Annotated in this window: 14 protein-coding genes; 10 read left to right on the forward strand and 4 right to left on the reverse strand. The window is 65.5% G+C overall.

Annotation, left to right across the window (positions count from 1 at the left end):
* Nucleotides 1-117: 117 nt before the first annotated feature.
* The 6 genes from C7449_RS18335 to C7449_RS18365 all read left to right on the forward strand — a co-directional run bounded on the left by C7449_RS18335 (nt 118) and on the right by C7449_RS18365 (nt 6,493).
* On the forward strand, nt 118-1,365 hold the full coding sequence (locus tag C7449_RS18335) for a DUF3419 family protein (protein WP_108004349.1): 1,248 nt from the start codon (nt 118-120) through the stop codon (nt 1,363-1,365).
* Nucleotides 1,365-2,042 (forward strand): class I SAM-dependent methyltransferase, encoded by a 678-nt coding sequence (locus C7449_RS18340; protein ID WP_108004350.1) that lies wholly within the window; start codon nt 1,365-1,367, stop codon nt 2,040-2,042. The genes C7449_RS18335 and C7449_RS18340 overlap by 1 nt, the downstream gene beginning before the upstream one ends.
* A 143-nt stretch (nt 2,043-2,185) precedes the next feature.
* On the forward strand, nt 2,186-2,842 hold the full coding sequence (locus tag C7449_RS18345; RefSeq protein WP_170115940.1) for an outer membrane protein: 657 nt from the start codon (nt 2,186-2,188) through the stop codon (nt 2,840-2,842).
* A gap of 159 nt (nt 2,843-3,001) precedes the next feature.
* On the forward strand, nt 3,002-3,799 hold the full coding sequence (locus tag C7449_RS18350; protein ID WP_108004352.1) for a glycoside hydrolase family 25 protein: 798 nt from the start codon (nt 3,002-3,004) through the stop codon (nt 3,797-3,799).
* A 354-nt stretch (nt 3,800-4,153) separates the two neighbouring features.
* On the forward strand, nt 4,154-5,368 hold the full coding sequence (locus tag C7449_RS18360) for a lytic murein transglycosylase (RefSeq protein WP_108004354.1): 1,215 nt from the start codon (nt 4,154-4,156) through the stop codon (nt 5,366-5,368).
* 132 nt (nt 5,369-5,500) lie between these two features.
* Nucleotides 5,501-6,493: a DMT family transporter gene (locus tag C7449_RS18365; RefSeq protein ID WP_108004355.1), complete on the forward strand. Its 993-nt coding sequence runs from the start codon at nt 5,501-5,503 to the stop codon at nt 6,491-6,493.
* A gap of 388 nt (nt 6,494-6,881) precedes the next feature.
* Here C7449_RS18365 and metF read toward each other — a convergent pair whose 3' ends face one another.
* The 4 genes from metF to C7449_RS18385 form a co-directional block, all read right to left on the reverse strand.
* A complete protein-coding gene (metF, locus tag C7449_RS18370) occupies nt 6,882-7,775 on the reverse strand; it encodes a methylenetetrahydrofolate reductase [NAD(P)H] (RefSeq protein WP_108004356.1) in 894 nt (297 codons plus the stop codon).
* Nucleotide 7,776: 1 nt separating this feature from the next.
* On the reverse strand, nt 7,777-8,793 hold the full coding sequence (locus tag C7449_RS18375) for an ArsR/SmtB family transcription factor (protein WP_374828209.1): 1,017 nt from the start codon (nt 8,791-8,793) through the stop codon (nt 7,777-7,779).
* 588 nt (nt 8,794-9,381) lie between these two features.
* Nucleotides 9,382-11,031: an energy-dependent translational throttle protein EttA gene (gene ettA / locus C7449_RS18380; RefSeq protein WP_108004358.1), complete on the reverse strand. Its 1,650-nt coding sequence runs from the start codon at nt 11,029-11,031 to the stop codon at nt 9,382-9,384.
* 199 nt (nt 11,032-11,230) lie between these two features.
* Nucleotides 11,231-11,965 (reverse strand): ribonuclease T2 family protein, encoded by a 735-nt coding sequence (locus tag C7449_RS18385; protein WP_210204755.1) that lies wholly within the window; start codon nt 11,963-11,965, stop codon nt 11,231-11,233.
* A gap of 194 nt (nt 11,966-12,159) precedes the next feature.
* Here C7449_RS18385 and C7449_RS18390 point away from each other — a divergent pair, with 194 nt between their 5' ends.
* The 4 genes from C7449_RS18390 (at nt 12,160) to C7449_RS18405 (ending at nt 17,104) form a co-directional block, all read left to right on the forward strand.
* Complete coding sequence (locus C7449_RS18390; protein WP_108004360.1) at nt 12,160-13,119, forward strand: alpha/beta fold hydrolase; 960 nt, start codon at nt 12,160-12,162, stop codon at nt 13,117-13,119.
* Nucleotides 13,116-14,072 (forward strand): DMT family transporter, encoded by a 957-nt coding sequence (locus tag C7449_RS18395; protein WP_108004361.1) that lies wholly within the window; start codon nt 13,116-13,118, stop codon nt 14,070-14,072. The genes C7449_RS18390 and C7449_RS18395 overlap by 4 nt, the downstream gene beginning before the upstream one ends.
* Before the next feature lie 153 nt (nt 14,073-14,225).
* Nucleotides 14,226-15,422 carry a CaiB/BaiF CoA transferase family protein gene (locus C7449_RS18400; protein WP_108004362.1) on the forward strand — a complete coding sequence of 399 codons (1,197 nt, stop codon included), beginning with the start codon at nt 14,226-14,228 and terminating at the stop codon, nt 15,420-15,422.
* A complete protein-coding gene (locus C7449_RS18405; protein ID WP_108004363.1) occupies nt 15,419-17,104 on the forward strand; it encodes a thiamine pyrophosphate-binding protein in 1,686 nt (561 codons plus the stop codon). Before C7449_RS18400 ends, C7449_RS18405 begins: the two co-directional genes overlap by 4 nt.
* Nucleotides 17,105-17,202 lie beyond the last annotated feature (98 nt).

The following is a 17,202-nucleotide window of genomic DNA, read 5'->3' on the forward strand; positions in this document are numbered from 1 at the left end:
AAGTGAAGGTAGCAGCGCCGGCCGCCCGCCGTTGTCCACACCGCCTGCCGGTCCGGTCATCAAACTGTAGCGCACCGCAGTTATTGCCCGTCAAAGGCCCACAGCTGAGACGGTATCATGAGCGAACTCGCCAGGAATGCGCATTACGGGAACAACGGGAAACTCAGGTCGGCGCTGCTGCAGCACCGGGCGTTGACGTTCGAGGGACTGTCCGAGCGCCTGTTCGGCCTGCTTTTCTCCGGCCTCGTCTACCCGCAGATCTGGGAGGATCCGGCCGTCGACATCGAGGCGATGGAGCTTTCGGCCGGACAACGGATTGTCACGATCGGCTCTGGCGGATGCAACATGCTCGCCTATCTCTCCCGCGCGCCCGAATCGATCGACGTGGTGGATCTGAACCCGCACCATATCGCCCTGAACCGGCTGAAGCTCGCCGCCTTCCGTCACCTGCCGACCCATGCCGACGTGACGCGCTTTCTCTGCGGCAACGGCGGAACGGCCAACGAGCAGGCCTACCGGCTCTTCATCGAGCCGAAGCTCGATCGGTCGGTGCGCGACTACTGGAACGGCCGCACCCGGCTCGGACGACGGCGGATCGGCGTGTTCGAGCGCAACATCTATCGCACCGGCCTGCTCGGCCGCTTCATCTTGCTCGGCCACATCGTCGCCCGCCTCCACGGCGTCGATCCCCGCGAATTCGCAAAGACCCGTTCGCTGCGCGAGCAGCGGCAGTTCTTCGAGACCCGCATCGCGCCACTGTTCGACCGGCCGCTGATTCGCTGGCTGACCTCGAGAAAGGCGTCGCTGTTCGGCCTCGGCATACCGCCGCAGCAGTTCGACGAGCTCGCCAGCCTTAATGGCGGCAACTCGGTCGCACCCGTGCTGCGCCAGCGCCTCGAGAAGCTGACCTGCCACTTCCCACTGAAGGACAACTATTTCGCCTGGCAGGCCTTCGCCCGGCGCTATCCGACCGAGCAGGAGGGCCGGCTGCCGGATTACCTCGCCGCCGAGCACTACGCGGCGATCCGCACCCGTGCGGAGCGGGTCCGCGTCCACCATGCCAGCTTCACCGAACTGCTGGCCACCAAGCCGGCCGGCTCGGTCGACCGCTTCGTGCTGCTCGATGCACAGGACTGGATGAACGAAGGACAGCTCAACGAACTCTGGAGCGAGATCAGCCGCACCGCTGCGGAGGGTGCTGTGGTGATCTTCCGGACGGCGGCCGAACGCAGCATTCTCGACGGCAAGCTCTCCCCGGCCCTCCTCGACCTGTGGCACTACGAGCAGGAGCGCTCGCTGGCGCTCGGCCGGCGCGACCGGTCGGCCATATACGGCGGTTTCCACATCTATCGGAAGAAGTCTTAATGGCACGACAGGCGTTCGATCCGGAAGCAATATTGCAAGGCGAACACGCGGAGAGGATGGACCGGCAATACCGGTATCAACGCCACGTCTACGATCTGACGCGGAAATACTATCTCTTCGGCCGCGATCGCCTGCTCCGCGGGATCGCGGCGGAGGCAGGCCAGTCGATCCTGGAGGTCGGCTGCGGCACCGGCCGCAATATCGAGCAGCTGGCGCGCCTCTATCCACAGGCGCGTCTCTTCGGCCTCGATATTTCCGGCAACATGCTGCAGACGGCCGAGAAGCGCTTTGCCCGGCGAAAGGCTGGCCGGCCCGTGCTGCGGCTGGCCGACGCCACCGCCTATGCCCCCGAAGACTTCGGCGAGGCAGGTTTCGACAGGATCGTCATCTCCTATTCGCTGTCGATGATTCCCGCCTGGCAGGCTGCCGTCATGAACTCGATCCAGAGCCTCAATCCCGGTGGTTCGCTGCATGTGGTCGACTTCGGCCAGCAGGAGCAGCTGCCCGCCGCCTTCCGCCGGGCCCTGCGAAGCTGGCTGGAGCGGTTCCACGTCACGCCGCGCGCCGATCTTTTCCGTGTCCTGGAGGAAGCAGCAGCCGCACGCGGCGCGGTCGTCGCGACCGAGCGCCCCTATCGCGGCTATGCCTGGCTGGCTGTTGCAAAAATGCCAGCTTGAAACACCTTCTGCCTTCTTCGCCCAATTTGCCCGATTTTGCGCCTCATTCTGTGAGAACCCTCGAATCTTGAGGGGGTTGTATCTCGTTTGCCGACGCTTTGGGGCTGCGTCTGCATGGTAATGAAGCAGAAGGAATGACAACCATGAAAACACTCTACATCGGTGCTGCTGCGCTTGCGATTGCCTCCGCGGCGACAACCGCCCGGGCGGCCGATCTGGCCCAGGTAGAGGCGCCGGCGGCGCCGATCATCGAGGAAGTGTCCGGGGTTTATGACTGGAACGGCTTCTATGTCGGTGCGATGACCGGCTACGACTGGATCGATGCCGATACGAACGACGCCGGCTTCAAGTCCAGCCCGAGTCTCGACGGTTGGGCGCTCGGTGGCTACACCGGTTACAACTACCAGACCGGCCCCTGGGTCATGGGTCTCGAAGGCGACGTCAAGTACAACTGGAGTGACGACAACTTCGACCTCGGCGGCATTCCGATGAACCTCGAGACGAACTGGAGCGGCTCGCTGCGCGCCCGCGTCGGCTACGCCTTCGACCGTACGCTCGTCTACGGGACCGGCGGTTACGCCTTCACCAATGCCGAGCTGACCGACCGCGGCACCGGCGCTAGCGACGACAAGACCTTCCACGGCTGGACGATCGGCGCGGGCATCGAGCAGGCCTTCACCGACAACCTGATCGGGCGTGCCGAATACCGCTACACCGATTACGGCGACAAGAACCTGATGGGCGTCAACACCGACCTCAGCAGCAACACGCTGATGCTCGGCGTCGGCTGGAAGTTCTGATCCGCGCGATGGCCGGCCGGCGGACCTGTAGGCCGGCCATCGGCATCCCGCCGCGATCGTGACCAAAATCCGATCGCGGCAGGATCTGGCGTCGAACGGCGCCCTTTACCGAATCCCGGATGTCGGGCAGTATCCGCCTGCCTCTGCATCGGGACATTCATGCACCGTTTCATTCCGGCCCTCCTTGCGCCTCTCGTCCTTGCGGCATCGTGCTCGTCGGTGGATTACGATCTCATCTCCACGACCGGTCCCAAGCCGCGATTCGAGGACAGTGATCCGCAGAAATTCGGCGCCCGCACGCCACACCACCATGAGGTGCATGGCATCGACGTTTCGAAGTGGAACGGCGACATCGACTGGCCGGCGGTAAAGGCCTCGGGCATCTCCTTCGCCTTCATCAAGGCGACGGAAGGGACGGACAGGATCGACCCGCGCTTCGACGGTTACTGGCGCGACGCGCGCGCTGCCGGCATCGCGCATGCGCCCTACCATTTCTACTATTTCTGCTCGACCCCGGACGCACAGGCCGACTGGTTCATCAGGAGCGTACCCAGGAGCGCGGCGCTGCTGCCACCGGTGCTCGACGCGGAGTGGAACCCGGCTTCGCCGACCTGCCGCAAGCGCCCGCCGCCTGCCGAGGTGCACGCCAACCTCCAGCGTTTCCTCGACCGGATCGAGGCACATTACGGCAAGCGCCCGATCATCTACACGACAGTCGACTTCCATCGTCAGAACATGGCCGGCCATTTCGACAAGTATCACCTCTGGCTGCGCGCCGTGGCCGATCATCCGGACAATGTCTACGGCCGCAAGTGGGCGTTCTGGCAATATACCAGTACCGGCATCGTGCCCGGCATCACGGGTGAAACCGACATCAACGCCTTCGCCGGCTCTCGCCGCAACTGGGAGCGGTGGCTTGCCGAGGTCTCGAAGCAGAGCCTTTCCGCGCTGGAGTGATGCATTCTGTCGAAGCAGCTTCTGTCAGGCAGGGGCGATTTGCCAAGGGCATCCCTGAAGGTAAATCCGAGTCGCCTAGCGCTAAACTGGCACGCCCAGGGCCAGCGCGAACTGCCTCCCGATCGACCGGCCCGCTTGGCCGCAGGCTTTGACTGAAGCGCCAGCCAACCGGTCAACCATGCGGCTCGATTCGAGCCAAAAACCCTTCGGGTCCAACCTGGCCAAAGGCCAACCGACAGTCGAAAAACCGGCGATCAACAGGGTCATTTGGCGGCGGGCAAAGCGCCGCCTTTTCGTTCTTGCTTCGGTCACAGTAATCTGAGAAGGCGGGGCAACCGAATGAAAGGACCCACCATGCAACCGCGTTTTCTGCCACTCGGCGCCATTCTGGCGCTGTTTCTTTCCGGCACTGCTCTTGCTCAGCAGGCCGCAAGCCCGTCTGCCGCGCCCGGCGTCGCATGCGGGGGCGATCTCGCCACCTTCCTTGACGGCGTGAAGGCGGAGGCCGTCGCAAAGGGCGTTCCTGCCGATGTGGTGCACCGCGCGCTTGCCGGTGCGGCGATCGACCAGAAGGTGCTTTCCCGCGACCGTGCCCAGGGCGTGTTCCGGCAGACCTTCCTGGAGTTTTCCAGCCGCACGGTCAGCCGCTCGCGCCTCGATATCGGCCGCAAGAAGCTGCAGGAACTGTCCCATGTGTTCCAGCGCGCCGAGCACGAGTTCGGCGTTCCCGGACCGGTAATCGCGGCATTCTGGGCGATGGAGACCGATTTCGGCGCCGTCCAGGGCGACTTCAACACCCGCAATGCCCTCGTCACCCTCGCTCATGACTGCCGCCGGCCGGAGCTGTTCCGCCCGCAGTTGATCGCGGCGATCGAGATGGTGCAGCACGGCGACCTCGACCCCGCCTCGACGACCGGCGCCTGGGCCGGCGAGATCGGCCAGGTGCAGATGCTGCCGAAGGATATCATCGCCTTTGGGGTCGACGGCGACGGCGACGGCCACGTCAACGTCAAGGCCAGCGCGCCGGATGCGATCCTGACGGCGGCGAAATTCATCCAGAACCTCGGCTTCAAAAAAGGAGAGCCGTGGATCCAGGAGGTCTCGGTGCCCGAAACCCTGCCTTTCGAAAAGACCGGGCTGCAGGAGGGCATGAACGCCGGCGACTGGTTTGCCCTCGGCGTGACGCCGCGCGACGGCGACACGCGGTTTGCCAACCTCGCCTCGTCGCTGGTGCTGCCGCAGGGACGCAAGGGGCCGGCCTTCATCACCTACCCGAACTTCAACGTCTATCTCGAATGGAACCAGTCGTTCATCTACACGACTTCGGCGGCCCATTTCGCCACCCGCCTGGCCGGCGCGCCGCCCTATGAGAAGGGCCAGCCCGAGCAGGGTCTCGACGACGGCGGCATGAAGGCGTTGCAGACGCGGCTTGTCGAACTCGGGCACGACGTCGGCAAGATCGACGGCATTCTCGGCTCCGGCACGCGCACGGCGATCCAGAAGGAACAGTTGCGCCTTGGCATGCCGGCCGACGGCTGGGCGACGCCGGCGCTGCTCGGGGCCCTCTGAGCGGCGGCGCTGTAGTCGTCCGTCCGCCTCACATCACAGGGGCGATCTGACGGGCGAGATGCGTGGCGCAGGAAACGGGTGGCAAGGCCGCCAGCGCCACGCTATTGCTTCCCCCAGCAAGAGGGGGCGCAAATGGATCAACCTGTCAGTACCAGGGCCGACTACACGATGACGGCGCGGACCTGGTCGCTGCTCATCCTGCTCGGCGCGATCTGGGGCGGTTCGTTCTTCTTCGCCCGGGTCGCGGTACAGCACCTGCCTCCGATCACCCTCGTGCTTCTGCGGCTCGGCCTCGCCGCGATTGCGCTCCATGTCTACATCGCCGGACGTTTTGGCCTCTACGCCACGCTGCGGCAGCGCTGGCGCGAGTTCCTGGCGATGGGGCTGATCAACAACGTCGTGCCGCATATCCTGATCTTCACCGGCCAGACGGAAATCGGCGCCGGACTGGCCGCCGTTTTGAACGCGACGACGCCCATCTTCACGGTGCTCATCGCCAACCAGTTGACCGCGGATGAGAAGATGACGCCGGCAAAGGTCGCGGGCTGTCTTGTCGGCCTGGCCGGGACCGCCGTGCTCGTCGGGCCGCGGGCACTCGCCCCCTTCGCCGGCGACAGCGGCGGCCCGCCTCTCTGGGCGCTCCTCCTGCCGCTGGCGGCAGCCGCCTCCTATGGGTTTGCCGGCACCTATGGAAAGCGCTTCCGCAACGTGGCGCCGCCGGTGACAGCGGCCGGGCAGATCACCGCCGCGGCTATTGTCCTTCTGCCGCTCGCCTGCATCGTCGACCAACCGTGGACCGTGCCCGTGCCATCGCTTGGCGTCGTGCTGGCCGTTCTCGCCCTTGCGCTCGTTTCCACCGCATACGCCTACATTCTGTTCTTCCGAATCATGGCCGAGGCCGGTGCGACGAACACCTCCCTCGTCACTTTGCTGGTGCCGCCGAGCGCGATCGTTGCCGGAATGCTGTTCCTCGGCGAGCAGCTTTCCGTCGCGGCCAGCGTCGGCATCGCACTCGTGCTGGCCGGGCTCGTCATCCTCGACGGCCGCCTGCTGAGGCGGATGGCATCGCCCCTGCAGCCGAAAGGCGTTTCCGCCGAAAGCCGTGAGACCGCCCAAAAGCGGTGAAACGGCTGTGGCGCCGGTTAACCGAAATTAACATTTCGTGAAAATTTTTCCGCCCGGAATCTTTCCGTCGAATCAATCGGTTAGCCCTGTGGAAAATCGGCTTCGGCATGGGTGATGCCGCATCGCAACACACATACTTCTTTTCAATGACGGCTGATCCGCCATATTATTGCCTCGCAACGCAAGGAGGTAAGCCCATGAGACTCACACATTCCTTGAATGTTCTGATGATCAGTGCCGCGTTCCTCTTCGTCGTCAGCATGATTTTCATCTGACGGCGTGCGTCGTCCAAATGGACCAAACCACATAAAAACACCCAGTCAATGAAAGCGCATGACCCCGACCGGCGTCATGCGCTTTTCATGCGGACCGGCAGCCGACCTGCTGATCAAGCCGCGGCCTGGTTGCGGCGTCGGAATCCGACCTGGTCGAGAACAGCCGATACGAGCGCTGACCTGTTCATGGTGTAGAAGTGGAACTCATCGATGCCGAGCCCGATCAGCCCCTCCACCTGACGGGCGGCAATTTCTGCGGCGACAGCCGCCCGTTCCTCGGGACTGGCGTCGAGGGGAGCCAGCCGCTCGGCAAGCCATTGCGGCACCGTCGCGCCGCATAACCCGGCGAACTTCTGGACCTGGCCGAGATTGTGCACCGGCAGGATACCCGGCACGATCGGGATCGTGATGCCTGCCGCCCGCACGCGCTCCAGATAACGGGCATAGAGATCGTTGTCGAAGAAGAACTGCGTCAACGCGCGGGTCGCCCCCGCATCGACCTTGCGCTTCAGCATGTCGATATCGGCGGCCACGTCCCGGCTTTCAGGATGCTTCTCCGGATAGGCGGAGACCGAGATCTCGAACTCGCCGATCTGCCGCAGGCCCGCAACCAGTTCGGCGGCATTGGCGTAGCCGCCCGGATGGGGCTGGTAGGCGGCGCCGACGCCGCCGGCCGGATCGCCCCGCAGCGCGACGAAATGGCGGATCCCGACGGCGCTAAATTCCTCGATGACGGCATTCACCTCCGGCCGGGTCGCGCCGACGCAGGTCAGATGCGCGGCCGCCTCGAGCGGCGTGTCGCGAATGATCCGCGCCAAGGTGGCAAGTGTCGGCTGGCGGGTCGAGCCGCCGGCTCCGTATGTCACCGAGACGAACTCCGGTGCATAGGCAGCAAGGGCATCGATCGTTTCGCCCAGTTGGCGTTCGCCCTCCTCGCTCCTCGGCGGGAAGAACTCGAAGGATAGCCTCAAGGAATCGCTGCGGCGCGCATTCTGGCCAAACGTCATGTCAGGTCCTCCGACCGATGGCGATGAGCGGTTCGGCGCCGGTCGCGCCTTTTTCTGCGGGTCTCTGGTCGCGCGCCAGCCAGATCGTCACGGTCAGCGCGTCGGCGCTGGGATCGGCGGGCGCCAGGTCGATCGTCTGCTCCAGCGCAAGGGCTGCCTGTTCCAGCCAGTCCTTGACGATCTGGTGCGAAAAGCCGAGGCGCAGATGGGCGTGCGCGTCGCGCAGGTGCTCAAGCGTGTGCGGTGCCAGGTCGATGATCACCAGCCGGCCGCCGGGCCGCAGCATCCGCGCCGCCTCGGCAATGGCCGCATCCGGCTCGTCGAGGAAGTGCAGCACCTGGTGGATCGTCACCACGTCGAACTCGTCGCGTTCGAGCGGCAGGTTGAAGATATCGCCATGGCGGATCGAGGCCTTGGTGATGCCGGCGCGATCGAGATTGGAGCGGGCGACGGCCAGCATGTCGCGGCTGGCATCGACACCAACCCCGCGGCGATACAGCCCTTCGAACAGTTGCAGGATGCGGCCGGTGCCGGTGCCGAGATCAAGGAAGGCATCCACCGGTTCCTCGCCGATCAGCCTGACGAGTGTCGCCTCGACCTCGGCCTCGCTGACGTGCAGGCGCCGCAACTCGTCCCATTCCGCGGCGTTGCGGCTGAAATAGGCCTGGGCCTTCTCCGCCCGCGCCTTCTTCAGCACCACGAGGCGCTCGGCGTCCCGGGCGAGCACAGGATCGGCTTCATCGGCGCTTTCGAGCAGATGGCGGGCCAGCGACACAGCCGCACCATCGTGGCGCAGCCGGAAATAGGCCCAGGCGCCCTCCTGGTAGCGCTCGACCAGCGCGGCTTCCGTCAGAAGCTTCAGGTGGCGCGATATGCGCGGTTGCGACTGGCCGAGGATGTCGGTCAGGTCGGTGACGGTCAGGTCGCCACGCGCCAGCAGCGCCAGCAGCCGCAGCCTCGTCGGCTCGCCGGCCGACTTCAAAATTTCTACGATTGCCTCCAACCCGAGCTTCGCCACGCCGTTCCCCATGCATCATCAAGACATAAAGATATCTTTATGTCACGGACGACGGGAACGCAAGCCGCAATGTTAGTCGAAGCCGAGTTGCGACTCCTCCGGTGTCGGCGGAGTCGCATAGAGGTTTCCGAATATAGATATGCAGGAGCCTAGGGGTGTGAACCCTCGCAGCGATCTGCCGCGAAAGCGGAACGATCATCAACTGCCTGCGGTGGCGGCAAGGCGAAAATCGGCCGCAGAGAAACCGCGCCCGGTAGGTGCATCGAAAGGTGCGCCGAGCACCGCTACAGTGTTCGGCGCCCCCCTTAGAGCAGCCGGGTTGCGATCACCGGCAGAACTGCAGCGACGACGGCAGGACGGCAGCATGTGTACTCTTCACGCAGCAGGTCCGGCTCCAGGCGGGCCGGGCCACTCCGGCAAGCGCGGCCGGCCCGCCGCTGGCGAGACGGCCGGACATGGCCCGCATGCCCAGCCTCATCATCAGCAACGCGCCGGAATTCCGCCCCGGCGTACGTCGTTCCACGCCCCGTCGACAAGGGGGAGCGGCACGCCAAGGCACACCGCGCAAGTCGCAAGCGGTGATGCCCGTCAGCGCGTCAGGCGCTTGTAGGTCACGCGCTTCGGATTGACCGAATCCGGCCCGAGGCGGCGGATCTTGTCCTGCTCGTATTCCTCGAAGTTGCCCTCGAACCACTCCACATGGCTGTCACCCTCGAAGGCGAGGATATGGGTGGCCAGGCGGTCGAGGAACATGCGGTCGTGGCTGATGATCACCGCGCAGCCCGCGAAGTTCTCGAGCGCATCTTCGAGTGCCGCCAGGGTTTCGGTGTCGAGGTCGTTGGTCGGCTCGTCGAGCAGGATGACGTTGCCGCCGGCCTTCAGCATCTTGGCAAGGTGCACGCGGTTGCGCTGGCCGCCCGACAGCGTGCCGACCTTCTGCTGCTGGTCGCCGCCCTTGAAGTTGAAGGCGCCGCAATAGGCGCGCGAGTTGACCTCGTGCTTGCCGAGCTTGATGACGTCGTTGCCGCCGGAGATCTCCTCCCAGACCGTCTTGTCAGCGGCCAGCGCGTCGCGGCTCTGGTCGACATAGCCGAGATCGACGGTCTCGCCGACGCGGATCTCGCCGCTGTCGGGCTGCTCCTGGCCGGTGATCATGCGGAACAGCGTCGTCTTGCCGGCGCCGTTCGGGCCGATCACGCCGACGATGCCGCCGGGCGGCAGCTTGAAGGAGAGATTCTCGATCAGCACGCGATCGCCGTAGGCCTTGGTCAGATTCTCGGCCTCGATCACGACATTGCCAAGCCGCTCGCCGACCGGAATGACGATCTGCGCGTCGCCGGGACGACGATCGGCTGCGGCCTTGACCAGCTCGTCATAGGCGCGGATGCGGGCCTTCGACTTCGCCTGGCGGGCCTTCGGGCTGGAGGCGATCCATTCCTGCTCGCGGGAGAGCGCCTTCTGGCGGGCGGCCTCTTCGCGGCCCTCCTGCTGCATGCGCTTGGCCTTGGCCTGCAGGTAGGCCGAATAGTTGCCCTCGTAGGGGATGCCGCGGCCACGGTCGAGCTCGAGGATCCAGCCGGTGACGTTGTCGAGGAAGTAGCGGTCGTGGGTGATCATCAGCACCGCGCCCGGATATTCGCGCAGGTGCTTTTCCAGCCAGGCGATCGTCTCGGCGTCGAGGTGGTTGGTCGGCTCGTCGAGCAGCAGCAGGTCGGGCTGCGACAGCAGCAGCTTGCAGAGCGCGACGCGGCGCTTCTCACCGCCGGAAAGATTGGCGACGTCCGCATCGCCCGGCGGGCAGCGCAGCGCATCCATCGCCATCTCGACCTGGCTCTCCAGGTCCCAGAGGTTCTGGCTGTCGATGATGTCCTGAAGCTTGGCGCCCTCCTCGGCCGTCTCGTCCGAGTAGTTCATCATCAGCTCGTTGTAACGATCGAGGATCGCCTTCTTGCCGGCAACGCCTTCCATGACGTTGTCGAGCACGTTCTTCGCCGGGTCGAGCTGCGGCTCCTGCGGCAGGTAGCCGACGGTCGCGCCCTCGGCGACCCAGGCCTCGCCGGTGAATTCCTTGTCCAGCCCGGCCATGATCCGCAGCACCGTCGACTTGCCGGCGCCGTTCGGGCCGAGAATGCCGATCTTGGCGTCGGGGTAGAAGGAAAGATGGATGTTCTCCAGGACCTTCTTGTTGCCGTAGGCCTTGTTGAGCCCGGCCATGTGATAGATGAACTGTCGTGCCATTACGCGTCTGCTCCGCATCGCAAGAGATTTTGCCCGCTATGTAGGCGAAATCAGCGGCAGCGGCAATGCGGAGCGGCCGGATGGCGGGTTTTGTCGCACGCGGTCGGCAGCGCCCGCCAAACCTCTCGCAGGGCGTCGCGCAAGGCGCGCTCCGCGCACGTCACTTTTGACCGTCAGTTGGCGCGGCCCGAGCCGTTTGTCAGTCGACGGCCTGCGCCACCAGCCCGACCTGCGCCACCAGCCCGGCCTCGCATGCGGACCTGGTCGGCGCGGCGCCACGGATGAGTGCCGGCAGATCGCCATCCGGCGCCGACAGTCCGATGGTCAGCCCGGTAAGGACGCTTTGCCCATCGACGTCGCGGCAGCGCAGGCGTACCCGCTCGCCGGCGCCGGCGCCGAACGCCGCGTCGAAGGCGGCAGCGACATCCGCCATCGTCACGCTGCGACCCGCGTGTGTTTCGAAGAACGTCCCGACGGCCGAACCGTTGACGGCGTCGAGCATCGCCAGCGACCGCACATAATAGGCCTCTGCCGTCGCCGCATGGCAGGCGCCGTTCATCAGCCATTGGTGGCGGTCGAGTCCGGACGCGACGCCCGGCATGGCTTCGGCCAGCCGTGCCGCCGTTCCCTCGGACAGCGACAGTTGCGGCAGATCCGTCCATTTGCCGGAGCGGTCACGCTTCTTCAGGTCCGCATCGAGGGCGCAATAGCTTTTTCGAACCTGCCACAGCCCGTGCAGCGACAGGCGCGGAGCGCCGGCTTTCGGATGCCGCCTGCATTCCGGGCTCTCCGGCTTTGTCAGGCAGAAACCGGGTTGCCAGGTGAGCGCCAGTACATGGCGGGTTGCGCCCTGCCCTCCTTCACCGTCATGCGGCTCCTGCTGCAGCGCCTCGGCCAAGGCGGGCGCCGCCAAAAACAGGACAAGCGCCGCCATCATGCGGCATGCGGATTACATCGTCATGACACCTCTCCGGATCGGACATATCAAGAACATTAATCAACAAATGCGGGAGAAATGCAACCGGAAATTCCAAATAGTCCTGCGCTGCTCTCCGGGGATGGATTGCTTTTCGGCAGAAAATCAATTTCATGGCCGCATCACACAGTCCGCGCAGGCAGCCGACCGGCATGTTCTCCGACGTCCATCATCTATCGAGCCCGACCGGCGCCCGGATGGCCTATCACCATGAGCCGGCCGCGGGTGCCGCCGCTGGGGTGTTGCTCGTCAGCCACGGCCTTGCCGAACATTCGCGCCGTTACAGCGCGTTCGCCGGGCGTATGGCGTCGGCCGGCTTCCATGTCTATGCGCACGACCATCGCGGCCATGGCCACACGCAAGCGCCTGATGCGCCGACCGGGCGCTTCGCCGTCCGCGATGGCTGGCGCGTCGCGCTCGAGGACATGCTGGCGATGCGGGAACTGGCAGCCGGCGCGCATCCGGGGCTGCCGATCATCCAGTTCGGCCATTCGATGGGGGGCCTGCTGGCGCTCGGTTTCGCGGAGACCTATCCGGACAAGATCGACGCGCTCGCAGTCTGGAATTCGAATTTCCGGCCCGGTCTCGCCGGCCGTGCCGCCCAGGCCATTTTGCTGGCCGAACGGATGCTGAAGGGGTCTGACGTGCCGAGCACGCGGCTTGCACGGCTCACCTTCGGTGCCTGGGCCAAGGCGATCCCGGACCGGCGGACGGAGTTCGACTGGCTCTCGCACGATCACCGCGAGGTCGACAACTACGTTGCCGACCCGCTCTGCGGCTTCGATCCCAGCGTGTCGCTATGGCTCGACGTTTTCGCGCTGAGCTATGCGGGCGCAACTGCCGCGAGGATCGCCCGGCTGCCGCGCACGCTGCCGATCCATCTCGTCGGCGGCGGCGAGGATCCGGCGACTGACTTCGGGCGCGCGGTGGGCTGGCTCGGCGAGCGGCTGCGGCGTGCGGGGCTGGTCGACACGACATGTCGCATCTATCCCGGCCTGCGGCATGAGACCCTTCTGGAGCGGCCGGACCTGCGCGAAATGCCGGTTGCGGATTTCTGCCGTTGGTGCGAAAGGGTTGTCCGCCCTGACAATCCCATCGGTAGACCGACATGACCGCGCAGACGGCCGCCTCCCCGACCGCCACACTCCGCCACGAGGTGGGCCTTGGCCTCTCCCTGATGGTGGTCTCGGTGCTGCTTGCGCCGGTCATCGACATCTTCTCCAAGCTCGCCGTCGCCGAGGTGCCGGCAACGGTGATCACCTTCTGCCGCTTCATCTTCCAGACGCTGACGCTGTTGCCGGTGGTGCTCTGGCGCGGCACGCTTTTCGACCTCACCTGGAAAAAGGCGGCGCTGCATGCGGTCCGCGGCCTGATGACCGCGATTGTGATGATCAGCTTCGTGATGGCGCTTGCGGTGATGGAACTGGCCGATGCGCTGGCGATCTTCTTCGTCGAGCCGATCATCCTGACGATCCTCGGCGCGATTTTCCTGAAGGAAACGATCGGCTGGCGGCGCTATACCGCGTGTGCCGTGGGTTTCCTCGGCGCGATGCTCGTCATTCAGCCGAGCCTGCAGGAGGTTGGTCTCGTCGCCCTTCTGCCCATAGTCTCGGCTTTCGGCCTCGCCGTCTACCTGCTGATCACGCGGCTGGCAGCGCAGAACGAGGACCCCTGGTCGATGCAGCTGCATTCCGGCCTCTGGGGCGCGGGGTTCGCCGCCATCGCGCTCTTGGTCGGCAGCCGGTTCGGCTGGGCGGATTTCCAGCCGGTCGTGCCGGGGGCCCTGTCGGCGCTCTTCATCGTCGGCGCCGGCATCGCCGCCACGATCTCGGGCATTTTCGGCGCCTATGCCTATCGCAACGCGCCGGCTTCCGTGCTGGCGCCGCTGCAGTATCTGGAGATCGTCTCCGCCACCGCGCTCGGCTGGTGGGTGTTCGGCGACCTGCCCGATCCGCTCAAATGGGCCGGCATCTCCATCATCATCGGCTCCGGCTGCTACGTGATCTGGCGCGAGCACCAGTTGCGCAAGCGCGCGACCCTGCCGGCGCTGCCGCCGCTGGTCTGATCGTTGGCGTTGACAATTGCGCACAGGTTAAGTCCGCCCGCTCATCAACTCATGCCGCGTTGGTGCTATCCCGGCATGTCCCTATTTGTTATCCACGCCATAAGCTGACGGCAGATTCCGCCAGGTGCGGGTCGGCCGGCATTGGAGGAGACGATGGACAAGAGGAACCTGCCGCTTGCCGGCATCAGGGTCATCGAGCTGGCGCGCGTGCTCGCCGGGCCCTGGGCCGGACAGATGCTCGCCGATCTCGGCGCCGACGTGATCAAGGTCGAAAACCCCGACGGCGGCGACGATACCCGCGCCTGGGGTCCGCCCTTCGTCACCGGCAAGGATGGTGAAAACCTCTCCGCGGCCTATTACCATTCGACCAACCGCAACAAGCGCTCGATCACCGTAGACTTTCGCTCGAAGGAGGGACAGGCGATCGTTCACCGGCTGGTGCGCACCGCCGACGTGGTGATCGAGAACTTCAAGGTCGGCGGCCTGGAAAAATACGGCCTCGACTACGAGAGCCTTGCCGAGGAAAACCCGAAGCTCGTCTATTGCTCGATCACCGGTTTCGGCCAGGACGGCCCCTATGCGGCGCGCGCCGGCTACGACTACATCGTCCAGGGCATGTCCGGCTTCATGTCGGTCACCGGCGCCCCTGACGGCGAGCCGATGAAGGCGGGCGTGGCGATCGCCGACATCTTCACCGGCATCTACGCGGTTACGGCAATTCAGGCCGCACTCATCCACGTGATGAAGACGGGCAAGGGCCAGCAGATCGACATGGCGTTGCTCGACGTGCAGTCTGCCGTCATGGCGAACCAGAACATGAACTACCTGGTTTCCGGCACTGCCCCCACCCGCCTGGGCAACGCCCATCCCAACATCACCCCATACGAGGTGATCGAAACCACCGACGGACACATGATCCTCGCAGTCGGCAATGACGGGCAGTTCCAGCGCTTCTGCGCCTTGCTCGGGATGGCCGATCTGGCGTCGGACGAGCGTTTCGCCACCAACAAATCCCGCGTGAAGCATCGCGCAGAACTCCGTCCGCTGATTCTGGAGCGCAGCCGGAACTGGAAGAAGACCGATCTTCTCGCCGCCTGCGAGGAGAACGGCGTCCCCGCCGGACCAATCAACTCGATCGCCGAAACCTTCGCCGATCCGCAGGTCGTGGCCCGCGGCATGCGGGTCGATCTTGCCGATCGGGACGGCAATCAGATCCCCAGCGTGCGGACCCCGATCGTCTTCTCCGAGACGCCGCTCGCCTATGAACGCCCCAGCCCGAGGCTCGGCGAACACACCGAAGAGATCCTGACCGAACTCGATGCCCTCGAAGCCGAAAAGAGGACCGCATGACGAATATTGAAACAAGCACTGCCCAAGGCGCCGCACGAACCGGCGGTCAGTTGATCGTCGACGCCCTCGTTGCAAACGGCGTGCGCCGCATCGCCTGCGTTCCCGGCGAGAGCTATCTCGCCGTCCTCGATGCCCTGCACGACACCGACATCGACGTGCTCGTCTGCCGCCAGGAAGGCGGCGCGGCAATGATGGCCGACTGCTGGGGCCGGCTGACCGGGGAACCGGGCATCTGCATGGTCACGCGCGGTCCCGGCGCCACCAACGCCTCCGCCGGCCTTCACATCGCCCGGCAGGATTCGATCCCGATGATCCTCTTCATCGGCCAGGTGCAGCGCGAGGCGCGCGAGCGCGAAGCCTTCCAGGAGATCGAGTACCGCCGCGCCTTCACCGAGGTCGCGAAATGGGTGGCGGAGATCGACGATCCGCGCCGCATTCCAGAATTCGTCACCCGCGCCTTCGCCATCGCCACTTCGGGCCGGCCGGGGCCGGTTGTGCTGGCACTGCCGGAGGATATCCTGACCGAGACGGTCGAGGCGCCGGCGGCAAAACCATACATGCCGGTCGAGGCCCATCCGGGACCGGCCCAGATCGCCAAGCTGAAGACGCTGCTGGAGAAAGCCGAACGGCCGGTCGTCATTCTCGGCGGCACGCGGTGGAATGAAGAGAGCGTCGCCGGCATCGCCGCCTTTGCCGAACGCTGGGCGCTGCCGGTATCCTGCTCGTTCCGGCGCCAGATGCTGTTCGATCACCTGCACCCGAACTATGCGGGCGATTCCGGCATCGGCATCAACCCGGCTCTGGCCAGGGAGATCCGCGAGGCCGATCTCGTCCTGCTGTTCGGCGGGCGCTATTCGGAAATGCCCTCCTCGGGCTACACGCTGCTCGACAGCCCCTACCCGAAGCAGACGCTGGTGCACGTCCACGCCGATCCGTCCGAGCTGGGCCGCGTCTACCGGCCTGACCTGGCGATCTGCGCGAGCGCCTCGGACTTCGCCGCCAGCCTCGCCGATCTCGCCCCCGCCGCCCCGCCCCGCTGGGCTGAGCGGACCAAGGCCATGCACGCCGCCTATCTCGCCTGGTCGACACCCCCGGCGACCGGTCCGGGCGACGTGCAGATGGGACCGATCATGGCCTGGCTCGAGGAGAACGTGCCGGAGGATGCGATCTTCACCAACGGTGCCGGCAACTACGCCACATGGGTGCACCGCTTCCACCGCTTCCGGCGCTTTGCCACCCAGGCCGCGCCGACCTCGGGCTCAATGGGCTATGGCCTGCCTGCCGCGGTGGCTGCCAAGCAGCTGTTCCCGGAGCGCGAGGTCATCTGCTTTGCCGGCGACGGCTGCTTCCTGATGCACGGGCAGGAGTTCGCCACGGCCGTGCGCTATGGCCTGCCGATCATCACCGTCGTCGTCAACAACGGCATCTACGGCACGATCCGCATGCACCAGGAGCGCGACTATCCCGGCCGCGTCAGCGCCACCGACCTGACCAATCCGGATTTCGCCGCACTCGCCGTCTCCTATGGCGGACACGGCGAGACGGTGTCGAAGACGGAGGAGTTCGCGCCCGCGTTCCTGCGGGCCCGCGCCAGCGGCAAGCCGGCGATCATCGAGGTCAAGCTCGATCCGGAAGCGATCACGCCGGCGCGCACGCTGTCGCAGATCCGCGACGGGAAGTAGGCCACCTCTTCTCCCCAGCGGGGAGAAGGTGGCCCGAAGGGCCGGATGAGGGGGCGCGAAGCGCCAACGGCGTGCCCCAAGGCCCCCTCATCGCCTCG

This window comes from Mycoplana dimorpha, from assembly GCF_003046475.1.
Taxonomy (GTDB): domain Bacteria; phylum Pseudomonadota; class Alphaproteobacteria; order Rhizobiales; family Rhizobiaceae; genus Mycoplana; species Mycoplana dimorpha.